Below are 23142 nucleotides of genomic sequence, written 5' to 3'. Positions count from 1 at the left end.
GTAATTTCGAAGATGGGAATTACTATTCCTAAAAAAAACAGATAAAGTTGGTATTCTTCACTTTTCGAAGTCTCTTTAGAATAATTTTCTATATACTTATTATTTAGTATAGATTTAATTTTCGAAAACTTATAAATCAATAAAAAAATAGACAAAAATAAAAATGGAGCAAAAATTCTAAATAAATTATTGCTTATGGTCGATTTGTCAATTAATAAAAAATGATTAGAAAGGATCAAATTATTAAACCAGCTTGAAAAAGCAAAGTTAGGTTTAAAGAATAGTAAAGAACTACAGTATGATACCATAGGATAAATTTGCTTAGGTTTGAAAGATTGACTTGGGGTTCTATCTTTAGAATTTTGAAATATAGGAATTTTTTCAAAAAAACACAACTAAAATTTTTAATTGTGTTTTTTAAGAAGGGTAATATCTAAAATAATTTATTCAAATTCATTTTCTGAATCTATTCCTATAATTGCAACATAAATAGCATAGTACATGGAATACATAAAAGGAATTGTAAAAAATATTCCAATGCAACATCCTATAAACCCAACCATTGACGCTATTGCTGATACAATAATTAATCCCAAAAGTACAAATGGTTGTTTTGATACAATTATGACGCTAGATTTTAGAGCCTCAATAGCTTTTAAATCACCAAAAATTATAAGGGGAATTGTTAAAAAAGTAAAAAAAGAAATTGTCATTGCAATAAGTGATCCAACTATTTTAATTCCTGCATAATCAAGCAATGATGATATGCCGGAACTTAATATTGAAATTATGATTGTAGAAATTAGAAGTTCCTTAAAATAAGGAGCTTTGTAATATTCTAAAATTGTAGAAACATGAAATTCCTCGTCTTTCTCGCCACAATGTGCCATTTTAATTAATCCGGCAGGGAAAGGACTTAAAAGGCAAGATAACACAATTGCTCCAACTACATAAACTAACATAAAAACGCCCGAAAAGTTTTCGTTTTTTAAATTTTCTAACGATTTTTCATTTAATATGGAAACTCCAAAAGTAAAAATTACTGCTCCAAATATAAGAATAGCTATCAGAACAGAGAAAACAAAAATCATTAAACCGGCATATAGTGCGATTTTTTTATAGTTTTCAAATGCATGATTGAATACATTTCCAAAATCTAATTGGTATCCATTGATCTTAATTTCTTCTATCTTTTCTTTAGTAGTTTTCATCATTTAGTTTATTTGTGTTTGGGTGAATTGAATGTATTTATAGTTTAAAATAGACTTCTTCAAAAGGAATTCTAAAACGTTCTCCATAAACGCCTTGTTCTTCTCGAAGACCACATCCTATAATCATGTTTATTTCGGATGAAGCAGGTAAATGTAATATTTTTTTTATTCTTAGCGAATCAAAACCTTCCATTGGACATGTGTCATAGTTTATTGCAGCCATGCTTATCATGAAATTTTGTGCAGCAAGTCCAGCGCTTTTATGAGCAACAATGCGCATATCACTTTGCCTCGCTTCTCTATAAATAGGTTTGAACAATCCGATAATTTTAAAAACAATGAATTTTATTATTCCAATGATTCCCAGGAAATCAAAGTAAAGCGTTGGAATAATTTTTTGATAATAATTCAAAGCAAATTTTTCTCTTTTTGAATAAGTGGATTCGGGTTTAGCACCATACAGCGATTTTAAATAATCAATATTTGACTGCACTCTTTTTTTCCATAAATCTTTTCTGGCGACAACTATAACCAGCTGTTGTGCTGTTTTTGCTGCATTTTGCCCGAAACTTGCGGCTGTCACTTTTTGTATAATTTCAGGAGAAACAACATGATAAAATTCCCAAAGTTGCAGATTACTGCTCGTAGCTGCAAGTGTTGCTAATTGAATGCATTCTTTTACTTTTTGAGCGTCAATGGCCTCGTTTTTAAAAAACCGAACGGACCGTCGGTATTTAATGGCTTCACTTACCGATTTTTCATTGGTTACAACCATTTTAATAAATTTTTAATTGTTTTTAATTTATCATGGTAAGGGGCATAACGCATCGGTAAATCCAACCAATTTGCTTTTTTTACGATCCCCTTTTTATGCGAAAAAGTGTCAAAACTTAAACTTCCATGATAAGCGCCCATTCCGCTATGGCCAACACCTCCAAAAGGTAATCTTTTATTAGAAAAGTGAATTACAGTATCATTGATACAACCACCTCCAAAAGAATATTTGTGTATGATTTTTTGTGCAAACGAATGATTTTCCGTAAAAATGTATAAAGCTAAAGGTTTCTCGTATTTACAGATTATAGCATTTAATTCTGTCTCATTTTCATAGGAAAGAATAGGAAGTAAAGGACCAAAAATCTCTTCTTTCATGATCAGACTATCAACACTCGATTCATCAATAAGCGTAGGGGAGATGTAACAATTTTCAATTTCAGTTTGACCTCCAAAAATAACTTTCTCTTCTTCAATCATATTGACCAATCGAAGCCAGTTTTTTTGATTTATTATTCGGGCATAATCAGGTGATAGTTTAGGATTTTCACCGTATGCTTTGGTGATTTCGTCTTTCATGAATTCCATGAAATGGCTCTTCATGTTTTTTTGAATCAAAATATAATCCGGAGCAATACATGTTTGACCAGCGTTTATAAATTTCCCCCAAACGATTCTTTTGGCTGCTAGTTTTAAATTGGCAGTTTCATCAATAATACAAGGGTTTTTTCCGCCAAGTTCCAAAGTTACGGGAGTTAAGTTTTCGGCTGCCGCCTTTGCCACAATTTTACCTACCGGAACGCTTCCTGTGAAAAAGATATAATCCCAACGTTGCGAAAGCAGCTTCTGAGTGACTTCAACTCCGCCTTCTACAACTTCTACATGACTGATTTGGAATGTTTTTTCAATAATTTTTGTAATTACTTCAGCTGTTTTTGGGGTGAGTTCAGAAGGTTTAAGCACCACTTGATTTCCTGCCGCGACAGCCGAAATCAAAGGACAAAGCGCCAACTGAAACGGATAGTTCCAAGGTGCTATAATCAATACTTTACCGTAAGGTTCTTTGTAAATATAATCGGTGGAGGGGAAATTGAGAATGGAAGGAAAAACGCTTTTAGGCTTTGCCCATTTATATAAATTCTTTATAGTGTCTTTTAATTCAGAAATAACATAATTGGTTTCTGTGAGTACCGCTTCAAAAGCCGGTTTTCTGAAATCATCGTATAAAGCCTGAATAATTTCATTTTCATGAGTAATAATCACATCGAGTAACTTTATTAAAGTTTCTTTTCTAAATCTTATAGTCGTTTTATAATTCATTAGGCACACACAATTTATTTAGTGCTATGCAAGTTAATTTTTATAATTTATATAATGAATTATTCTTTAAAAAAAAATCATAACGCATCCCAGATGGAGTCTGATGGAGTAGGAGCAGTTATGGTTAAAGCTTCTTTTGTAACAGGATGGATGAATGTTAATTTTCGAGCATGTAAATGAATTCCGCCATCAAGATTACTGCGGTCAAAACCGTATTTTAAATCCCCTTTTATAGGCGAACCTACAGCAGAAAGTTGCGCCCTGATTTGATGATGTCTTCCAGTATGAAGATTAATTTCTAATGCAAAATAATTATTGAGTTCCTTAAAAATTTTAAAATCTAAACTGGCTAATTTACTTTCAGGAACTTCTTTAATATGCGCTTTGGAAGTGTTGTTTTTTTCGTTTCTTTTTATATAATGAACGAGATTATCTTCCTCTTTTGAAGGTTTATTTTTTACGATTGCCCAATACGTTTTTTGCGTTTCTCGATTGCTAAACAGTTCATTCATTCGAGTTAAAGCCTTACTTGTTCTGGCAAAAACGACTATTCCAGTTGTAGGTCTATCTAAACGATGTACAACACCCAGGAAAACTTCCCCGGGTTTGTTGTATTTATCTTTGATGTATTCTTTGACAACTTCACTCAAAGGTTTATCACCAGTTTTATCGCCTTGCACAATATCGCCTACACGTTTATTGACCACAATAAGATGGTTGTCTTCGTGTAGAATTTGGAGGTTATTTTTGTTTGATATTATTTTGTTAGACACTTTTAAGGCTTTTTTTGTAAACTGAATACTGCGGTTGAATACTAATATTGTTCATTAGCATTAGGAAAATCACTCGATTTCACATCAGCGACATATTGACTGATTGCAGTTGTCATTCCTTCATATAAATTCATATATCTTCTCAAGAAACGCGGACTAAATTCATTGTTCATCCCTAACATATCGTGAATGACCAAAACTTGACCATCAACACCGCCACCGGCACCAATACCAATGACTGGAATCGAAATACTTTGTGCAACTTTTTCAGCTAAATGGGCCGGAATTTTTTCAAGAACTAATGCAAAACAACCTAGTTTCTCCAATAATTTAGCATCTTCCATTAATTTTTCAGCTTCTTCTTCTTCTTTGGCACGAACAGTATAGGTTCCAAATTTATAGATTGATTGTGGGGTTAAACCCAAATGTCCCATCACTGGAATCCCTGCGTTTAATATTTTCTTGATAGAATCTTTAATTTCTTTTCCACCTTCCAGTTTTACAGCATGTCCACCACTTTCCTTCATGATTCTGATAGCAGAACGTAATGCTTCTTTTGGGTCAGACTGATAACTTCCAAAAGGTAAATCAACCACAACCAAAGCTCTTTCTATGGCTCTAACTACGGAGGAAGCGTGGTATATCATTTGATCCAAAGTAATAGGCAAAGTCGTTTCGTGTCCAGCCATTACATTCGAAGCCGAATCACCAACAAGGATTACATCGATTCCAGCAGTATCAACAATTTTAGCCATCGTATAATCATAAGCGGTCAGCATGGAAATTTTCTCTCCATTGGCTTTCATTTCAATTAATGACTTTGTTGTAATTCTTTTGTAATCTTTTTTTGCTACAGACATTTGATATTATATTTCAGATTTAGTTTGTAAAAGTAGTAAAATCGATTAGTTTTAAACAAAAAAATGGACTTGAAATAATTCAAATCCATTTTTTAATTATTGTTAAATAGAAAATATTTAAAGTTATGTAAGTAATTTTTTTATTTATTGTTTTTGCCAAAAAATCATTTCCAACTTGATCTAAGATATTTTTTTATTTATCCATTGTCTTACTGGTATGTCATATAATTTCAAGCAAATGTATGCAAGCGCAACACATGATAATAAAACTAATATACTCACAGGAAATGCTTCACTAAATGGTATTTTATGATCTGCTACCCATCCTGTATATATGTATATTATTGGATAGTGAGTAATGTATATCGGATAAGAAATATCACCAAAAAATTTGCATACCCGTGAAGAAAATTTACTTTTAATCTCTCCGCTTGCAGCCAAGAAAATAACCAGAGGGAAAAATAAAATTACAACTGCTGAATCATAAATACCATTCAGCCATAAATGCTCGCTTCCACCAATCCTTGGCATAGCCAAGGCTACTATAACTAGCAAACTACACCAAAAAAAAGCATTTTTTACTTGAATTAATTTTCCCATACGGAAAAGCAATAATCCTGCAAAAAAAGGATACATCATTCGAGCAAAACCAATATGCATTTGTTCCGGTTCTAACGACCACCCTCCAATAATATCCCCATTTGGAGCCGTAACTGCAAGATGAATTAATGCACATCCGGCAAGAAATACGAGTATCGAAAGCGCTGTTTTTGAAAATTTTCTAACAAAAAGTGCATAGAGAATATTAGCTACATATTCATAAAACAAAGACCAACCTGGGCCATTTAACGGATGCAATTCTGTCCAGCCACGAATATCAAAAGAAGGTGGGACAGGAATCAGCGTAAATCCAATTAACATAACCAATAGCATTTTCCATACAGGTACATCATGAATAGTAGGCCACAATACCGAATCTTGAAAATAGAATAACAAAGCTCCGATAATCATTCCCATAATTACCATAGGCTGAAGCCGAATTAATCGGCGTTTGAAAAAATTCCCAATCGACATAGTATCCCATCGGTCATCATAGGCATAGCCAATAACAAAACCAGATAATAAAAAGAAAAAATCAACCGCAAGATACCCGTGGTTGATTATTTGGTCCAGATGACTTGTAGCATGTGCCTCAAAAATGTGAAAAGCAACCACCATTAATGCGGCTACGCCACGCAAACCATCTAAAATAGGATAATGTGGTTTTGATTTTAAAATGCTTATATTCATGTTTTTATCTTGTGTTTTGTCATAAGTTAGTATTGGGTTTCAAAAGTATATATTTCTCTTCTTAAAAAAAGCATTTTTTCTCCTTGATAGTTAAAGGGTAAATGAATTTATCAAACTTCTTTCAAGTTAGCATAAGATGCAAAAACTTAAACAGCACTTAATTTTTATTTTAAAAGCCCAACATTGCTGTCAGGCTTTTAATTACTACTTCTTTACAGAATCTGCATCAATAATTTAATAATTGAAATGTACAAATTAGTGTTTCAAGTCTGCAAATTTTGTATCCGGAGCAAACGCTGCATTTGTTTTTTCAACAATTTTTTCTTTTGCTAAAGTAAAATTTGCTGTTTGCTTAATATTTAATGATGACGTTCCAATTGCTACTTTATAAGAACCTGCTTCAGCAATCCAAGCATTTTTGTTAGGAATAAATGAAGCTAAATCTTTTGAATTTAGTGTCAATACAATCGTTTGACTTTCTCCAGGTTGTAAAAAATTAGTTTTACCAAAAGCTTTTAGTTCTTCGGTTGGCTTATCAATTGTTTTTGCTGGAGCAGAAAGATATAATTCTACTACTTCTTTACCTGCTATTTTACCAGTATTTTTTACAGTTACGGTAACATTCATATTTTCTGCAAATGTACTTGAACTTAATTTTAAATTAGAGATATCAAATGTAGTATAAGATAATCCGTAACCAAATTCGTAAGATGGTTTTACATGGAATGTATTGAAATAACGGTACCCAACATAAATTCCTTCTTCGTAAGTTACACTAGTAGGATTTTCAGCAGGTGTTCCAATCCAGTTTTTAGATGATGGTGTGTCTTCATATTTTACTGGGAAAGTCATTGTTAATTTTCCAGAAGGAGTTACTTTACCAGAGAAAACATCCGCAACAGAATTTCCACCTTCTTGACCCGGTTGCCAAGGTAAAAGGATAGCATCTACTTTATCTTTCCAACTTGCCGTTTCGATTACACCACCAATGTTTAAAACGACCACCACTTTTTTGCCTTTAGCATGAAAAGCTGCTGAAACCGTATTGATTAAGTTGATTTCATCTTGAGCCAAATTAAAATCTTCATCTACTTTACGGTCATCACCTTCACCGGCATTTCTTCCAATTGTGATTAATGCTAATTCAGAAGTATTCGCTTTATTTTGAACGATTTCTGAATTTAATTCTAATTCAGGAAGCCTTTTTGGAGTTGCCAATAAACCTTCTTTTTCACGTCTTTTAGTTTCAATTTCTTTTTGAGTGGCCATAAAAGGTTTGTATAATCCTTCTAATTCTTTGTCAATAGAGAATCCGGAGTTCGTTAAACCGTCAATTAATGAAACAGAATAGGCTTCGTTAACATCACCACTACCAGTTCCACCAGAAATAAAATCATAAGAGGTAATACCAAAAACGGCTAAAGGAGCTGATTTTGAAGTAAAAGGCAATACATTGTTATTGTTTTTTAATAAAACAACCCCTTCTGCAGCAGCTTGTCTTGTAACTTCTGCATTTTCTTTTAAGTTTGGTTTGTTAGAATATTTGTAATTGCTCATTGCCGGAGATCTCATAACCAATTCTAATACTCTTCGTATATTGATATTGATTGCTTCTTTAGATAATTTCCCGCTTTTTATATCTTCAGCAATTACTTTTTGTTGCGCAGGTAAACCCGGCATCAATAAATCATTTCCTGCTGTAAGTTGTTTCGCAACATCACTAACAACGTTTTTATCCATAATAGCTCCAAATCCATTATAACCTCCAAACCAGTCTGTCATCACTAATCCTTTGAATCCCCATTCGTTACGAAGTACAGTAGTCAATAGATCTTTGCGTGCTGATGTGTAAGTACCATTCAATAAGTTATAAGATGACATTACCGTCCATGGTTGTGATTCTTTAACTGTAATTTCAAATCCTCTTAGGTATATTTCGCGTAACGCTCTTTCGCTGACATGTGCATTAACACCCATTCTGTTTCTTTCCTGATTATTGGCAGCAAAGTGTTTTATTGAGGTTCCTACACCATTAGATTGTATACCATTTACCATTGCAGCTGCAATTTTCCCAGCTATTAATGGGTCTTCAGAATAGTATTCAAAATTTCTTCCACACAATGGGTTTCTGTGAATATTCATTCCCGGACCTAATAAAACATCTACTCCATATTCTTTTACCTCATTCCCCATTGCTTTACCAACTGTATTGATAAGTGCTACATTCCAAGTAGAAGCTAGTGCTGTTCCCACTGGGAATGCGGTAGCAAAATAGGTATTTGGATCCCCAGCTCTTATGGATTTAATACGCAAACCCGCAGGACCGTCAGATACAATTACGGAAGGAATTCCTAAGCGAGAAATAGCTGTTGTTCCACCTGCAGAACCGGGAACTTTTGCGGTGTCTTTTTCAGTGGAAAATTGCATTTTAGCCCAGTCAAAACCAGGCATTCCAATTCCAATAAGCATACTCGCTTTTTCGTCATCAGTCATTTGGTTTATTAAATCTTGAATTCGGTCTTGAGTTGAAAGACGGTAATCTTCATATTTATCTAATTTCCCATTTTTATTTAAATCAGAAAAAGTAAATCCGTTAACAGTGATTATTGGGTTGGGTGTAGTCTCTTTTATTTCTGGGTTTTTTGCCCAAGAAATTCCAGAAATGACAAGCGCTGACAGCAGCGAAGTCTTTGCGATTTTTGAAATTGAATTGTTCTTCATTTGGTTTTTTTAGTAAATAGTTTTTTTATTGCTTCATTATGAAGCAATATTAATTATTTTTTTTAATATTTGCAAAAAAAGATAGTTTATTTTTTGATTATCAGTTTTTAAAGTAAAAATTATAATCAATTTCGTATTTTTGCAATCAATATAAAACTATGGAATTTAATAAAATAATAGAGGGAAAATCAGCTGAAGCTTGGGACATATATATCCCAAATTTATCTGTGGATTGTGTTGTTTTTGGATTTCACGACACTACCTTAAAAGTATTGGTTACTAGACTAAAAGAAACAGATCTTTGGGCACTTCCCGGAGGATATGTTTTAAAAACAGAAAATCTTAAAGAGGCGGCCAATAGAATTTTATTTAGTAGAACAGGTGTTGAAAATATTTATTTGCAAGAATTTAAAGTTTTCAGTGATTTGAATAGATCTGATGGAATTTTTGATAATTTTCCGGATACACTATGGAACAAACAGCGCTTTCTATCCGTTGGATTTTATGCCTTAGTCGATTTTCATCATGTAAATTTAGTTATGGATGATTTTTCTGATGCGTGCGAATGGAAATCAATTGATGAATTGCCAGATTTTATGATGGATCACAGAAGTATTTTTGATAAAGCATTAGAAACGCTGCGCAGACAATTAAATCATAAACCTATTGGCTACAGTTTATTGCCTGAAAAATTTACGATGCCCGAACTTCAAAAATTGTATGAAATTATTTTAGCTAAGAAGTTGAATCGCGGTAATTTTTATAGAAAGATGCTGCGTTATGATATTCTCGAAAAATTAGAAGAAAGCAGAAAAGGGGGAGCGCACAAAGCACCGGATTTATATAAATTTGATTTAGAGAAATACCAATTAGCACTTAAAAATGGATTGAATGAAAGTTGGTAAAAGTTTTAAATTGTTGAATGAGTGCATTTGTATCTTCCTCATGAAGGCGAATAAAAATTATGTCTTTTCTTTACTGGAATTGTTTTAAGAAATCTTTATAAAATCTTTATACCATCTTCAGATATATTATAAAATACTTACAACATATCATTTAACTTTGTATTGTAAATAATAAGTAGTTATTATGAAAAGTATTTTGAGTCAAATTAAAACAAAAAATCAATACTTGATATGTGTGTTGTCTGTAAGTGCAGTTGCTTCATTGTGCTTGTTTACCAGAGATTATTTGGATCATAAAATTGTGGGTTATTTATTATTGGTTGTAGTTTCTTTATTAGCTACATTTTTAGATATTTTACCAGTATTGTTAAGTGCTGTTTTAAGTGCTTTAATCATGAATTTTTTCTTTTTGAAACCCTATTATACATTTCATATCAGTAATGCCGAAGATTCTTTATTATTGTTTTTGTTCTTCCTAATTGCACTCATCAACGGGGTTTTGACTTATCGAATCAGAAAAGCCGAAAAAATATTGCAAATAAAAGAACTCAGGATAAATACAATGAAGTTATACGATGCCTTATTGGATTCATTATCACATGAATTACGGACTCCCATTTCTACAATTATGGGCTCCATTGATACAATACAAAGTAAAACGTTAACTATTTCCGAGGAGAATAAACAAAAACTATATTCAGAAATTGAAAAAGCATCTTTACGTTTAAATCATCAGGTGGAGAATTTATTGAATATGTCCAGATTAGAATCGGGTGTCATACAACCAAAAATGGATTGGTGTGATTTAAAAGAATTGGTTTATAATGTTTTGGATAGCCTAAAAGAGGATCTGCAATTTCATAAAATCGCAGTTGTTGCCGATGAAAATTTACCTCTTTTCAAATTGGATTACGGTTTGATGGAACAAATTATTTACAACTTAGTTTTTAATGCCTCTCAATACACTCCAAAAGGAGCTAAAATAGAAATCAAAGTACAATACAATCCGGATATTGATTTTGAATATAATCCAGATAAATTAATACCGTGTGTCATCACTATTTCCGATGATGGAAGCGGTTTTCCAGAAGCTGAAATTGATAAAGTCTTTGATAAGTTTTACAGATTGCACAATTCTAAAACGGGAGGAACCGGATTAGGATTGTCTATTGTAAAAGGTTTTGTTGAAGCCCAAAATGGTAAAATAACTTTAGAAAATAAAGAAGAAGGCGGTTCCGCTTTTAAAATATATTTTCCAACATTAGTAATGAATACAGCAGCCATTTCAAATGAATAATTCAGCCGAAATATTAATTATAGACGATGAAATCCAAATTAGGAAACTACTCGAAATTGCTTTAGATTCAAATGGGTATAAAACTATTTTCGCTGTAAATGGAAAGGAAGGGATAGCGCTTGCAGCAAACCATCAGCCGGATTTAATTATCTTGGATTTAGGTTTGCCAGACGAAGATGGACAGGTAGTTTTAAAAAGATTGAGAGAATGGTATAAAAAGCCGATCTTGATTTTAACCGTAAAAAATACCGAAGAAGAAATTGTAAAAGCACTCGATAATGGTGCCAATGATTATTTGGCAAAACCATTCCGAACCCAAGAATTATTGGCTAGAATTCGTACCGCTTTAAGGAATTTAAACCAAGATGAAAATGAACCAATAATCGAGTTTGGAGAAATTTCGATTGATTATACTTCGAGAATTGTCAAGTTAAAAAATGAAATTCTAAAACTAACAACTACTGAATATAATTTGCTTTCCATTTTGGTTAAAAATGAAGGCAGAGTACTCACACATCAGTATTTACTCAAACAAGTTTGGGGGAACAGCTATTCCGACCAGACACAATACCTGCGTGTTTTTGTGGCACAACTTCGCAAAAAAATCGAAGAAGACCCAAACCGGCCTAAATACATCATCACCGAATCTGGAGTTGGATATCGCTTTAATACCAGCTAAAATTCACAATGCTTTGAGTAAATCGCTTTAAGCAATAATCAAAAAATGACAAAAAAATCATCGAATTGTATGTTCTAAACATCACGATCAAGATTTTTATTGTCTAATAATTAATAAGTTATACAATTAAATTTAAATTTAAATTAAAATGAATAAATCAACTATTCAAAAAGTCAGCGCCGCATCGCTTTTAGTGGCATTAGGGATTATTTATGGAGACATAGGAACCAGTCCGTTGTATGTTATGAAAGCCATTATTGGACAAAGAGAAATCTCTAAATTGCTTGTTTACGGTGGTATTTCCTGTATTTTTTGGACACTAACCTTTCAAACAACTTTCAAATATATTTTCTTGACACTTTCAGCAGATAACCATGGTGAAGGTGGTGTTTTTTCACTTTATGCATTGGTAAAGCGTTTTGGTAAAGGAAAATTGGTAATTCCTACCATTCTAGGAGCAACAACTCTTTTGGCAGATGGAATTATTACGCCACCTATTTCCGTGGCTTCTGCAGTTGAAGGTTTGGGAGATGTGGTTCCTGGCATTCCAATACTTCCAATTGTAATCGTAATTTTGTCAGGATTGTTCTTTTTTCAACGATTTGGAACACAAAAAGTTGGTTTCTTTTTTGGACCCGCTATGGTAGTGTGGTTCTCAATGCTTTTTGTTTTAGGTTTTGTACAAATACTGGATCATCCTGCTATTTTGACGGCATTAAATCCAATGTATGCCTATCAATTACTAGTTGAATATCCTCACGGATTCTGGTTATTAGGAGCCGTATTTTTATGTACAACGGGAGCCGAGGCACTATATTCGGATTTAGGGCATTGTGGAAAAACGAATATCAGAATCACATGGATTTTTGTCAAAATTGCTTTAGTCGTAAATTATTTAGGTCAAGCATCTTGGCTTATGACTCAAGGAAATACATTTCTTGATGGAAGAAATCCTTTTTATACCATCATGCCACAATGGTTCCTTTTTTCAGGTGTTATTATTGCCACTTTTGCAGCAATCATTGCTTCACAAGCTTTGATAAGCGGTTCCTACACGTTAATAAATGAAGCGATGTCACTTAACTTTTGGCCAAGAGTTGCCATGCGAAATCCAACCAATTTGAAAGGACAAATATACATTCCTTCAGTAAATACAATTCTTTGGGTAGGGTGCATTTTGATGATTTTATATTTTAAAAACTCCTCAAATATGGAAGCGGCTTATGGGTTCTCCATTACTATTGCCATGCTGATGACCACTGTACTTTTAAATTATTATTTGATTTATATAAAAAAAATGAACAGGGTTTTGATAGGCATAATTATTACAATTTTTGGGATTATTGAAATTGCTTTTTTTATTGCCAATATTGTAAAAATCAAAGAACGTTGGATGTTCTTGTTCTTTGAGCTTTTCATTTTTATGACCATGTATACTTGGTTTTTCGCAAGAAAAATTAATAATAAATTTCTAAAGTTCACCAATTTAGCGGAGCATACGCAACAACTTCAGGAATTGAGTAATGACATCAGTATTCCAAAATATTCAACCCATTTAATTTATCTCTCTAAAGCGGATAGAAATTATGAAGTGGAAGAAAAAATATTAAAATCTATTTTTTCCAAAAAGCCAAAAAGAGCCGATGTCTACTGGTTTTTTCATATCAACAGAACCAATGATCCTTTTACTTTAAATTATGAAGTAATAGAATTGTTAGACGATAAAGTCATCAAAATTGTGCTGAATATTGGTTTTAGAATCCAGCCAAAAGTGGAATTGTATTTCAAAAAAATAGTACAGAATTTAGTCAAAAATAAAGAATTGAATTTGCATATTCGCCCTGACGGTTCTACGAAATACAATGCAGATCCTGATTTTAAATTCATTATTTTGGAGAAATTCCTCTCTGTCGAAAATGAGTTTGCCGTTAAAGATGCCTTACTGTTGAATTCCTATTATATGCTTAAAAACTGGTCACTTTCAGATATTAGAGCATTTGGGCTTGATAAAAGCGATGTGGAAATTGAAGAAATCCCTTTTGTTTACCAACCTATTCAAAAATTAGAATTGGAAAGAAAAAAGATTTAGAATAAGTATTCAGTGTTCAGTCCCAGTTTGCAGTTACTGCAAACTGGGACTGAACACTGAATACTTTCTTAACAATCCGCCATATTCACAGCGATTGCTAAACCACCTTCAGAGGTTTCTTTGTATTTATTGTTCATGTCCTTGGCAGTTTGCCACATGGTGTCAACTACTTTATCTAACGGAACTTTTGCGTTTTTTGGGTCAGTTTCTAATGCTAATTCGGCGGCATTAATTGCTTTTATGGCTCCCATCGTATTTCTTTCGATACAAGGAATTTGGACTAATCCACCAATAGGATCGCACGTTAAACCAAGATGATGTTCCATGGCAATTTCGGCAGCCATTAAAACTTGTTCCGGAGTTCCGCCCATTAATTCGCATAAAGCAGCCGCTGCCATTGATGAGGAAACCCCAATCTCTGCTTGACAGCCACCCATTGCTGCTGAAATAGTAGAACCTTTTTTGAAAATACTCCCTATTTCACTGGCTACCATCAGGAATTGGTTGATTTCTTTTTCCCCAGCATTGTGGTTTTCGATAACTAAATAATACATTAAAACAGATGGAATAACACCTGCACTTCCATTCGTTGGAGCGGTAACCACTCGTCCTAAAGCAGCATTTACTTCGTTTACCGCAAGTGCAAAACAGCTTACCCATTTTAATATTTGGCGAAATTTTACTTCCGTTTTTCTAATTTCTTCTAGCCAAGTTTGAGGGGAATTATAATTGGCTAAACCAATGAGGTTTTGGTGCATATCAAACGCTCTTCTCCTTACATTTAGTCCGCCGGGTAAAATTCCTTCGGAATGACAACCAATATACATAGACTCCAGCATGGTGTTCCAAATGCGCATTAATTCATGATGAATCATTTCTTCGGATCGCATTGATTTTTCATTCTCATACACGATTTCCGAAATCTTTTTATTTTCTTTCCTGCAGTAGTCCAAAAGTTCAGTTGCCTTATCTATTGGAAAAGGGAAAGCACATTTTATGGCAATTTTTTTCTTGGCATTGATGCGTTCTTCTTTCACAACAAAACCACCGCCGATAGAGTAGAAGGTAGAAATATATTCATCATCATCCGTTATGTAGGCCGTAAAAGTCATGGCATTAGCATGAAAAGGAAGGAAGTTTTTATTAAAAACAATATCTTCTGAAAAATGGAAAGGAATCTGGTGTTCATTACCAAGATTGATTTCATTTTTGCCCTTAATTGATTTTATAATTTTATCGATATTTGAAATAGGAATATATTCAGGATCTTGTCCACTTAAACCTAGCATAATTGCTAAATCAGTGGCGTGCCCTTTACCAGTTAGCGAAAGAGAACCATATAAATCTACTTTTACTCTGTTTACTTTATGGATTAAATTTTCGTTTCTCAATTCACTCAGAAAACGTTCTGCTGCGCGCCAAGGCCCAAGTGTATGAGAACTAGAGGGTCCAACACCGATTTTAAGCATATCAAAAACAGAGATACATTCTTCCATAATTTAGTAGTAGGTTTTATTACTAACAAAGATAATAGAATGTAACAATGAAAAGATTAAAATTGGAGTTTTATTAAATATTTGGCAAAATATCAAGTCATATTCTAATCATTCAATAACGTAAATAAATAATTGGGTAGTTTAGGAGTTTTAATGAGGACTTCTGAAATTTTGGGTTTTTGAGCTAATTTGTTAATGAGCTATTGAAAGACATTACGAATTTGAGATCATTTTTTATACAAGATTTAAATGCTTTTTATTCGAAAATGAATGGGTGGTATTTCCTTCTGTTCCATATAAATTGTTAAAAGTGTTGAAATTTAGAACTAAAAAGGAATGAATAATTTTTTCTAAAAAACGTTAATTCCCTAAATTCTACCTAAAAGGGATAGCCAATAGCCAAATTAAAAACTAAATTTTCTTTTCTCCAGGTACCGTTCCCAAAATTGATTTGATCTAAAACCCAACGTTGACCCTCCGGCAAATAAGGTTTTCGAATAGGGAAGGCAAAGTCCGTTCTAAGAATTAGAAAAGAAAAGTCAAAACGCAATCCGGCTCCGGTTCCAACGGCCAATTCGTTCATAAATTTTTTAGAAAATTGAGCGCCTGGTTTTTCAGGGTTATCTTTCAGTAGCCATATATTTCCTGCGTCTATGAATAGAGCCCCTTTTACTAAGCCATAGATTTTAGCTCGGTATTCTGTATTGAATTCCAGTTTTAAATCCCCAGATTGGTCTGCTAAAAAACTACTGGCAGTGGTAGAGCCATCATACGTTCCGGGACCTATTGATCGCGCGCGAAATGCTCTTAAACTATTGGTTCCACCAATAAAAAACTGTTTAATAAAGGGTAACTCATCCGAATTTCCATAAGCAAATCCTGCGCCCAGAATAATTCTGCTGGCAAGCTGGGAATCAGGTCCTAATTTTAAATAGTGTCTAAAATCGTTTTCTATTTTTATAAATTGGCTGAAAGGAACATCAAACAGTTTGATAGTATCCCCTTTTTGTATGTTTGCTCCTGTAGCTAATCCCGCTATGGTTCCGGCAAGATCTACAGTTCCTTTGTAGTAAAATGTGTTTTTCTTTCTTTTCTGTAAGGTGTTGGTGTACGTAAAAGAATACGTTGGGCCAAAAATTAATTGTTTCTCAATTACTTTCCCCAGAGAAGGATTAGCTAGAATCTGTTCTTGATATAAAGGAGTTACATTTTGCGGACTTGCATAAGTGATTTCGGTAACATTTAATAAATGTTCTTTTTTCTCGCTTGCTTTCCATAAATAACCAAAGGATCCTTTGAATGTTTGTAACGAGTACAATTTGGTTCTGTTTTGAAATTCATAACCTAATGTAGCCTTTGTTTTTGGAACAAAGCCACTAGAAGACCTAAATTTAAATGGGGAAACAAATCTCGGCCAAACTAAATTAGCTTCCGTTCCAAACCGGTATACATTAAATCCATTATTTTGCCCAGAAACTTGTACTTCGACACCGCCAAAAGCAGATATGGTCAGTAATTCAGCACCTCTGAAAGCATTTCTATTGCTCCAGTTTAAATTGAGTTCGGTTCCGGTATAATTAGCAGAATTAGTTTTTGCCAATACTTCCAAACGAAGTGATTTTTTGGGTAATGCCGTAAGATAATAGTACGCATCCAGATAATTTCCTATGGTATCGGAAGGTTTAAACTGATTTTTAACGAATTTGAAAGTGCCCAAATTTACTAATCGATTCAAAGATAAATTATGATTGGTACGGTTGTATAAATCTTCTTTTTTAAAATACAAGGCACGGTCAAAAATTCGTGGTTTGAATAAATTATCCGGATCTATAATGGTGAAATCATTGTATTTTTTGATGGAATTATAATTGGGTTTCAAGCTGTCAGAACCAATGGAATAGTTTGGATAAACAATAATTTTATTGATTTTGAATGGTGTCTCCGCTAGTTTTGGCGTTTCGTCTTTTACTTTTACGATAAGATCTACCTGATGATCAGCAACAGTACTGTCGACTTGTACTTTAAGATAATCGGGGTTGAAGAAGAAAAAACCTTTTTCCTTAAGTCTGGTGTCAATACGGACTCTTTCTTCTTTAATAACATCAAGGCTATATCCGTTATCTTTTTTTAATAAACTTCTGCGTTTGGTATTGCGAACCGCACTAGAGATTATGGAGGAATCTGTGGGGAATTTTACTTCTCTAATTTTATATTGTTTACCAGGTTTTACAATATATTCTGCAGTAGCTTTTTTACCATGTCGAGTTGAATCTGCTGCAGTTTTAGTATTAAAATAGCCACTGTTTTCAGAGAAATTCTGTAAAACACTTTTGCTATATTCTAAATCTACCTGACTGTATAAAACGGGTGGCTCACCTACTTTAGTTTTCAGCCAATACCGCCATCCTTTTTCTTTTTTGGGTGTTCCCGCTAAATTGTAGATATACAATTTTGGTCTCAATCCTAGAAAAGAGGCGTTGGGTTTTGGTCTAAGAATGTCTTTTAGTGCCGTCTTTAACGCTTTTTTTTCCTTTTTAGAGGCTTCGTTTCCTTCCACTTTTACTGTTCCGCCAATGTACAACAGTTCGCCTTCGGGCAAAAATCTTGTATTGCTGCACGAGGTGGCAAACAATGCTAAAAAAAGAAAATATAGTAAATGGGTCTTATTCATCAGATTTCTTTTTTGATTCTTTTTTTAATTTTTTAGCTGCTTTTTGCGCTTTACTTTTACCAAACAATTCCTTGAATTTATTGTAATCCAAAGTGATGATAAAAGCAATTCCTGTTTCTACAACTTCACCTTGAAGAGCCACTTGGTATTTGTTTATTCGATAGGCCCGGATTTTATACCTTCCGTCTTTTGAAAGTTGGTAGTCTAAAGAAACATCGCCAGCTATATTATTAGCATTCTGATTGACTTGTTGTGGTCCTTCAATTCCAAAACTACTTCCTACAGTAACTTTCAATCGGTCATTCAGTAATTTTTTAGAAATACCTACATTCAAATCGGTTTTGTTTTCTCGTTGCCCCGTTGTATAATCATCAGATGTATTCAAATCAAATTTAAGTTCCACACCACTTATTAAATCGCCTGCGAGATCATTGAGTTGCTGCGATAAAATTTTACTGACACTTTCTCTGGCTAATGAAGAAACGTTTGCTCTTCCAGCTTCACTCGCAAATGGATTTTCTCCAATGAAACGATTCAGTAGCAATAAGGCAAAAACCTGTTTATTCAATTCATCAGGCTGCTGACGTAGTTGCGTAAGTTTGGCTTGCGTAGTATTGATAATTTCAGTAGAAACACTATTATTTCCTTCAGGCAAAACGATATCAAACGAAATGGTAGGTTTCATCAGTTCACCGGTCATTTTTAATCTGGTTTCAAAAGGAATTCTTTGCTTGTATGTATTTCTAACTTCGGCTGTAACAGTTCCTAATTGGTCATTAACCAAATCAATTGGCGCAGCTTCTGTTTTATAAATTGCTGTAATACTTATGTCGGCCGTGGTTGGTTCTCCCGTCCAAAGAATATAACTTCCCGGTTTGATGTCGAATTTCCTTTTAATGGAATTAAAATTCATTTCATAACTTCCTTCTGATAATTCATATCTACCAGTCAAAGTTGTTTTTCCCGAAGGATCAATTCCACCGTTCAATTGTGCTTCTCCTTTTAATTTTAGGAAATCTCCGTTTGCTTTGTCAATAATCAGAGATAATTCAGCCTCTTTGTCTATTTCAATATTTACTGAAGCATTGATTCCTTTTATCTCTGATTCATTAGTAAATTCTGCTAGAGCAATATCCCCCATTAATTGTGGATTGTCTTGATCAATAAATTCTACAATTCCTTCTCTATCGGCTATTGATGGATCTGATTGGGGTAAAACAATAGTAAATTTAGTGTCTTTGTTAATTTTGATATTTCCTTCCACAACAGGATTGTCAAAATTGCCTGATATTTTCAAATGATTGTCTAAATACAATTCGCCATAATACATAGCATTGTCTTTGGCTTTAGAATTAATAGCTTTGAAATTATCTGCATCCAAGGCTAAATCAAAACCAAAATTCCTGAAATTGGTACTCTCTATTTTTCCGTTTATGGTTAAATCATTGTCTTTTTCATCTTTTAGAATGAAATTATCGAAAAGAATGGCATCGTTGGTAAATACGATTTTATCATTTGCAGACTTGAAGGTTGAGTTAAGCTTTGTCGCCTTGAAACCAATTTCATTGAATTGTAATTCTCCAATTACTTTTGGCTGAGATGTATTGCCTGTAATTTTGAAATTGCCTCTAAAAAAGCCGGTACTTTCTTTTATATTATCCAATGTAAAACCCTGAATACTTTTTAAATTCAGTTTTTCAATAGCCAGATTCATATCAAAACTACTATCAGTTGTTTTGTAATTTCCGTCTAAATTGACTTGGTTCCCCTGACCTGTAATTGAAATAACCGCATCATATCTATTGGCAATTGCATTATTTACTTTTATGCTAACAGTACCGATAGTATCTTTTTTGAACGTAAAATTTTCAATATTTAAATCGGAAGTGAAAAGGGGTATAGTAGTTACATTTTTAACTAATGCATTTCCATTGATTTTTCCGCTCATTTGCAAATCCTTTTTCTCCACCATACTGGTAATGGTTTTGATGTCAAAATCCTTGAAATCAATGGCGATTGGCGCATTCGTTCCTTCAGATTGTGATTGTATTCGGATACTGCTTCCCTCTTTACTCAATTCGAAATTATCAGCGTAAATTCCTTTTTTGCCAAAACGAATTAAATTGTCTTGGGATATTTTCCAGGATTCATAGTTGAGTAACAGATTGTTTGGATCAAGATTTATTTCATTATTTCCGTTTGTTGCCTGTAAAGTTCCTGCAATCAAGTATCTTTCTACGTTTTTTATATCTTTTAATTGCAACGTGTAATCCAGAATGTTGTTTTGCACTTTCCCCGAAATATTGGTGTAAGGCAACTGAATTTGTTTGTTTTGAATATCGTCTACATTCAAACTGTAAACAAGTGCCTTGTCTTGAGTATCCACTTTAAGAACGGCATTTGTGATGGTATTTTCTCCGTAAATTAATTTTGGAATGGTACCATTCAGAACAATAGAATCGTTAACAGAATTGTATCTTCCATTGATGTTAATAGGTTCAAGACTTTTCAATTCAGGAATAAGTTTCAATAGAATTGGACTGTCTTTTATACCAATTTTAAAAGCAAAATGTTGTTTTTCAGCAGCGGTTTTTCGTGTATTTGGTTTGCTGTCATAATACTTGGCAATAGAATTAGATAAAGCGGTCGCTATTTTTGATAACTTGTATTTTCCATTTACTTCACCATCCATAAACGGGGATTTCAATACTAATGTATTCTTTTCAGGCGTGGATGTTGCGACTACGTTTATTGAATCAATTACAAATTGTTCTTTCGCATTGGCTATTGTTAAGCTGTGTGCATTTAAGGTTCCATTGAGATAATCTAAATTTGCGGATTGAATATCAGCATCTACAACGCCTCTTATTTTCATTGGACCGGCATGCAGATTCAGTTTTTCCAAATCAGCGATATCCACATTCAGTTTTAATTTTCCAGTTGGATATTTATCTCTAAAACTTCCGCTGCTGACTAAATCAAAAGTCAGATTAGGATCTTTTGCCACAGCGGTTGCATTGAAATTTCCACTGCGAATAGTCCCTTTTACGCTCAGATTTTGATACGTATATTTATTGTAATAGGCTTTTTGAATAGTTCCGTTGAAAGAAGCCGAGGCAGTTTTTAAATTGGAACCACTTCCTTTTATATTGGCTTTTAAAGTGACTTTTCCAATAGAATCGTTTTTGATAAATTTCCCTAATTCAAAATTAGTCAGTTCTATTTGGGCATCGTATTTATCCTGATTTTTTATGCTGCGGTCGTAGATACCTTTGATTTTTGCATTTCCAAAACTACTTACCAAATTCAGATTGGTATTGAAATTAGCAATTGTTCCCTTGAAAGTTCCTATGGCACTGAATTTTGAAGGCAACTGAATCGAATTTGGAATCGTGCCTGGAGGTAAGATGCCATTAAAATCCTTCGAACCGGATTGCAAGTCTTTAATATTCAAATCAAAGTAGGCTTTGTTGACATCTGGTAAACCGATTATTCTGCCGCTTGCAGCCACTTTTGTGGTTCCAATGCCACTGATTTCGATGGCCGGAAATACAAAGTTTTTTAATTTCCCGGAAACTTTACCATTGACAAGCAGTATCGCGTTGGGATAGCTCATGAAAGGATTCGTCTTCGATACCATGGGAGCAAAAAGCAAAATATCTTTAACGCCCAATTTACTTTTTTTCAAATTAGCGATAAGACCTAATTCCCCAGGATTTTTAGCCAATGATTGAATGGAAGGATACCCTATGAGAATTTCATCTCTCAATTCAGTTTGAGGTGTTTTTAAATATAATTTTTTAAGCGAGGCATTTCGTCTACCGTAGAAAAATTCAGCATTAAACGCTTGAACATTCAAACCACTTTTTTCTCTGAATGTTAACGAATTGGCATCTCCGGAAATTTTTTCTGGATTGTAATACAAGGCATCAACTTGTACGTTTAATTTAGTGAAATCTAAATGGTTGTAATCGATCCCTTGCTTAGTCGCGGCACTGTTATTATTGTCATAACGGAAGTTAATTCGGTTAAACGTTGTTTTGTTTACTTTTACTTCCCAGTTGTTAGTTTTGTCATTAGATTGATTTTTTACATTTTTTTGGTCTAGTTTTCCAAAAGCCAATCCACCTTCCACACCCGTCAAATCAATACTTTCGATTAAAAGTAATTGATTGTTAAGGTCAATTTTATTAATTTTAGCTAACAGTTTTTTCAAATAGAAATTAGTGGATAACTTGGTTTCGTCACTTTGATAATCGAAATCAATTTTGGATAAATCAATTTCGCCCAACTTTAATTTTAAGATAGCGTCCGGAGCATTTTTTGCAGCAGCAACTTTGGTTTTATTGGATATTTGAACCAAACCTTGTTTTAATTTAAACCTTAAACCATTAATTTTAGCTTTCGGAATTTCAAAGTTCATTTGATCTAAATCAAATGTTTTTACTGTTGTTTCAAAATGATTTAGATTGGCATTTAAATCATTTTTTGTAACGGCATCGTTATAATTAAATTGTATTCGGTCTAGCTTAATTTCCTCCACAGAAAATTGCATTGGGGGTGAATCGCTCTTTTGTTTCTCTGGTGAAGCAAAAGCTTTGAAGATGTATTCGAAATTAAAAACCGCTTTAGTATCTCTATTTAAATTGGCAGTGATACCTTCGAGTTCGAGGGAATTGATTTCTATTTTGTTATTCATCAATTGCAACAAACTAATATCAGCCGCTAATCGCTCTCCGGCTAAAAGGGTGTCTTTTTTTTGATCTTGAAAATAAACACCTTTGAGTATTATTTTTTCGGGAAACCCAATTTTTAAGGTGTCAATGGAAACTTTGGTTTTAATCTTCCCTTCGAGATAAGTTACTGCTTTTTCTTTGGCAAAATTTTGAACTGAAGGCATTTGAATAGCAAGAAGTAACAATAAAAACAATACGATTATAGTTCCTATTATCCAGAGGAAAATTTTAAAACTTCTTTGTAAGTATTTTTTCAAAAGGTCTTGATTTTAGGCCTAAAATTAGCCAATTTAGACTAGAAAAGCAATTTAAATTCTAAA

General features: G+C 33.4%; 14 protein-coding genes. 4 read left to right on the top strand and 10 right to left on the bottom strand.

The window, feature by feature from the left end; translation table 11 throughout:
- Positions 1 to 443: 443 nt before the first annotated feature.
- The 7 genes from ACM55M_RS14800 to ACM55M_RS14770 form a co-directional block, all read right to left on the bottom strand.
- Entirely contained in the window at positions 444 to 1214 is a 771-nt protein-coding gene (locus ACM55M_RS14800) for a DUF2189 domain-containing protein (RefSeq protein WP_416858424.1), read from the bottom strand.
- Between the two features lie 34 nt (positions 1215 to 1248).
- Positions 1249 to 1986, bottom strand: coding sequence for a nitroreductase family protein (locus ACM55M_RS14795; protein WP_416858423.1), 738 nt, complete (start codon positions 1984 to 1986; stop codon positions 1249 to 1251).
- Complete coding sequence (locus ACM55M_RS14790) at positions 1977 to 3305, bottom strand: aldehyde dehydrogenase (protein WP_416858422.1); 1329 nt, start codon at positions 3303 to 3305, stop codon at positions 1977 to 1979. Before ACM55M_RS14790 ends, ACM55M_RS14795 begins: the two co-directional genes overlap by 10 nt.
- 77 nt (positions 3306 to 3382) lie before the next feature.
- Positions 3383 to 4078: an RluA family pseudouridine synthase gene (locus ACM55M_RS14785; RefSeq protein WP_416858421.1), complete on the bottom strand. Its 696-nt coding sequence runs from the start codon at positions 4076 to 4078 to the stop codon at positions 3383 to 3385.
- Positions 4079 to 4119: 41 nt separating this feature from the next.
- Entirely contained in the window at positions 4120 to 4938 is an 819-nt protein-coding gene (gene panB, locus ACM55M_RS14780) for a 3-methyl-2-oxobutanoate hydroxymethyltransferase (RefSeq protein ID WP_416858420.1), read from the bottom strand.
- Between the two features lie 180 nt (positions 4939 to 5118).
- The gene (locus tag ACM55M_RS14775) at positions 5119 to 6228 is read right to left on the bottom strand and encodes an acyltransferase family protein (RefSeq protein ID WP_416858419.1); all 1110 of its coding nucleotides are present in this window, start codon (positions 6226 to 6228) and stop codon (positions 5119 to 5121) included.
- 255 nt (positions 6229 to 6483) lie between these two features.
- Positions 6484 to 8949 carry a glycoside hydrolase family 3 N-terminal domain-containing protein gene (locus ACM55M_RS14770; protein WP_416858418.1) on the bottom strand — a complete coding sequence of 822 codons (2466 nt, stop codon included), beginning with the start codon at positions 8947 to 8949 and terminating at the stop codon, positions 6484 to 6486.
- A 158-nt stretch (positions 8950 to 9107) separates the two neighbouring features.
- Here ACM55M_RS14770 and ACM55M_RS14765 point away from each other — a divergent pair, with 158 nt between their 5' ends.
- From ACM55M_RS14765 to ACM55M_RS14750, 4 genes are all read left to right on the top strand, one after another.
- Positions 9108 to 9854, top strand: coding sequence for an NUDIX domain-containing protein (locus ACM55M_RS14765; protein WP_416858417.1), 747 nt, complete (start codon positions 9108 to 9110; stop codon positions 9852 to 9854).
- A 184-nt stretch (positions 9855 to 10038) separates the two neighbouring features.
- Positions 10039 to 11151 (top strand): sensor histidine kinase, encoded by a 1113-nt coding sequence (locus ACM55M_RS14760; protein ID WP_416858416.1) that lies wholly within the window; start codon positions 10039 to 10041, stop codon positions 11149 to 11151.
- On the top strand, positions 11144 to 11830 hold the full coding sequence (locus ACM55M_RS14755; RefSeq protein WP_416858415.1) for a response regulator: 687 nt from the start codon (positions 11144 to 11146) through the stop codon (positions 11828 to 11830). Before ACM55M_RS14760 ends, ACM55M_RS14755 begins: the two co-directional genes overlap by 8 nt.
- A 148-nt stretch (positions 11831 to 11978) precedes the next feature.
- Positions 11979 to 13919, top strand: coding sequence for a KUP/HAK/KT family potassium transporter (locus ACM55M_RS14750; RefSeq protein ID WP_416858414.1), 1941 nt, complete (start codon positions 11979 to 11981; stop codon positions 13917 to 13919).
- Between the two features lie 68 nt (positions 13920 to 13987).
- On the opposite strand, the gene ACM55M_RS14745 is transcribed toward ACM55M_RS14750, so the two are convergent.
- From ACM55M_RS14745 to ACM55M_RS14735, 3 genes are all read right to left on the bottom strand, one after another.
- The gene (locus ACM55M_RS14745; RefSeq protein WP_416858413.1) at positions 13988 to 15415 is read right to left on the bottom strand and encodes an L-serine ammonia-lyase; all 1428 of its coding nucleotides are present in this window, start codon (positions 15413 to 15415) and stop codon (positions 13988 to 13990) included.
- A 379-nt stretch (positions 15416 to 15794) separates the two neighbouring features.
- A complete protein-coding gene (tamL, locus tag ACM55M_RS14740) occupies positions 15795 to 18086 on the bottom strand; it encodes a translocation and assembly module lipoprotein TamL (protein WP_416858412.1) in 2292 nt (763 codons plus the stop codon).
- Positions 18079 to 23079 (bottom strand): translocation/assembly module TamB domain-containing protein, encoded by a 5001-nt coding sequence (locus ACM55M_RS14735; RefSeq protein ID WP_416858411.1) that lies wholly within the window; start codon positions 23077 to 23079, stop codon positions 18079 to 18081. The genes tamL and ACM55M_RS14735 overlap by 8 nt, the downstream gene beginning before the upstream one ends.
- Positions 23080 to 23142 lie beyond the last annotated feature (63 nt).

It is taken from the genome of Flavobacterium galactosi (genome assembly GCF_048158585.1).
Lineage (GTDB): Bacteria > Bacteroidota > Bacteroidia > Flavobacteriales > Flavobacteriaceae > Flavobacterium > Flavobacterium galactosi.
This window is presented reverse-complemented; position numbering and strand designations above follow the sequence as displayed.

Coding starts and splice junctions, on each gene's coding strand:
- ACM55M_RS14800 (WP_416858424.1), bottom strand. CDS start 1,214: ATGATGAAAACTACTAAAGAAAAGATAGAAGAAATTAAGATCAATGGA.
- ACM55M_RS14795 (WP_416858423.1), bottom strand. CDS start 1,986: ATGGTTGTAACCAATGAAAAATCGGTAAGTGAAGCCATTAAATACCGA.
- ACM55M_RS14745 (WP_416858413.1), bottom strand. CDS start 15,415: ATGGAAGAATGTATCTCTGTTTTTGATATGCTTAAAATCGGTGTTGGA.
- panB (WP_416858420.1), bottom strand. CDS start 4,938: ATGTCTGTAGCAAAAAAAGATTACAAAAGAATTACAACAAAGTCATTA.
- ACM55M_RS14760 (WP_416858416.1), top strand. CDS start 10,039: ATGAAAAGTATTTTGAGTCAAATTAAAACAAAAAATCAATACTTGATA.
- ACM55M_RS14770 (WP_416858418.1), bottom strand. CDS start 8,949: ATGAAGAACAATTCAATTTCAAAAATCGCAAAGACTTCGCTGCTGTCA.
- ACM55M_RS14775 (WP_416858419.1), bottom strand. CDS start 6,228: ATGAATATAAGCATTTTAAAATCAAAACCACATTATCCTATTTTAGAT.
- ACM55M_RS14790 (WP_416858422.1), bottom strand. CDS start 3,305: ATGAATTATAAAACGACTATAAGATTTAGAAAAGAAACTTTAATAAAG.
- ACM55M_RS14765 (WP_416858417.1), top strand. CDS start 9,108: ATGGAATTTAATAAAATAATAGAGGGAAAATCAGCTGAAGCTTGGGAC.
- ACM55M_RS14750 (WP_416858414.1), top strand. CDS start 11,979: ATGAATAAATCAACTATTCAAAAAGTCAGCGCCGCATCGCTTTTAGTG.
- tamL (WP_416858412.1), bottom strand. CDS start 18,086: ATGAATAAGACCCATTTACTATATTTTCTTTTTTTAGCATTGTTTGCC.
- ACM55M_RS14755 (WP_416858415.1), top strand. CDS start 11,144: ATGAATAATTCAGCCGAAATATTAATTATAGACGATGAAATCCAAATT.